This is a genomic window from Staphylococcus sp. HMSC069D12 (assembly GCF_001810405.1).
Lineage (GTDB): Bacteria > Bacillota > Bacilli > Staphylococcales > Staphylococcaceae > Staphylococcus > Staphylococcus haemolyticus.
In genome coordinates, this window is the sequence record NZ_KV801120.1 from 1 (window position 1) to 1,201 (window position 1,201).

The following is a 1,201-nucleotide window of genomic DNA, read 5'->3' on the forward strand; positions in this document are numbered from 1 at the left end:
CAGAAATTAGAACGGTATAAAAGGAAAAGTCAAAGAGATTTAAACGCCTTTTATACTGTTCTAGGGCGTTTCTCTACTAAAGAACAAAAGTATATAAAAAACTATGTTAATACACACTCAGAGGCTCATATGAATGTGATAGAGCGTTTTAAGATTGAACTATACAAATATATTCAAACAAATAGAAATGAGCGTAATAAAGGTATAGAAAACAATTATTCATATCTAAATGACAAGCATCAAAAATTAAAGACTTATCCTCATAAGTTGACGCTTAACCAAGAGAAAGCACTCAGGGAAAAAGAAGATGGTGCTACTGAAAAGAATATGAATAATGATGAGTTTGAAGCAAAGTTGAATGATCTAGATAAGAAATCATTTAAAGAATTTATTTATAACAGAAATGAAAAAAATATCGACTTTGAGAAAGTCTTAATATTGCTGCAAACTATACCGAAACGATTACCACAAAAAGAGATTAAAAAGCCATATAACTACATAAGAGAAATAGGCTTAAATACTAATTGAAACGAGGGACTTAATTGAAAACTGCAAAATATTTTGATGAATACAACGAATATGTCACAGGTCAAAGAGAGAATATCAATAAAATTGAAAATGAGCGTCAAGAGTTATCGCAACGAATTGAAGAAGATAAAGCAAAATATAAAGAATTAATTGCTAACTCACAAGATGACGAGGCTGACGCACTCTATACTACATTTGATAGCAATGAGAAGAAACTGAAAGCCTTAGAGAAACGCTTATCGACTAAAAAAGAAGTATTTGACGAGGCTAGACGTAAAAAGGCGATTGAACTTATTAAACATCAAGCAGATTTACCTCATTTGTACAAAAAGGACAAAGAACGTATATTAGCAAAATTTGAGCCAATCGTTGAGGAATATAACAAAGTGGTAGATGAAATCGCAGCATTAAATGACGAATACGAATATGAGTTTTACAGATTCGTCGGGCCTTATGACAAAGAAAACTTTGAGAAAGATAAAGAAGTAAGAGCAGAAATCAAAAATCATTTCAGTCCTAATAAATATTCCAATTATGTGAGTGGAGACGAACTACCATTCATTGATATAAGAAATAAAATGCAATTAAGAGGTGCTAAATAATGGCTAGAAAATACAATTTAGATAAGGTTAGCAATTATCTTTTAACAGAAACAACATTGTCGGCAGAAGAA

The 1,201-nt window shown here is 30.9% G+C and carries 2 protein-coding genes; both read left to right on the plus strand.

Annotation, left to right across the window (positions count from 1 at the left end):
• A partial coding sequence (locus HMPREF2737_RS11905; RefSeq protein ID WP_070650061.1) for a hypothetical protein occupies positions 1-528 on the plus strand: 528 nt, incomplete at its 5' end.
• A gap of 14 nt (positions 529-542) precedes the next feature.
• Positions 543-1,130, plus strand: a complete 588-nt coding sequence (locus HMPREF2737_RS09695; protein ID WP_037551737.1) for a BAR domain-containing protein — start codon at positions 543-545, stop codon at positions 1,128-1,130.
• Positions 1,131-1,201 lie beyond the last annotated feature (71 nt).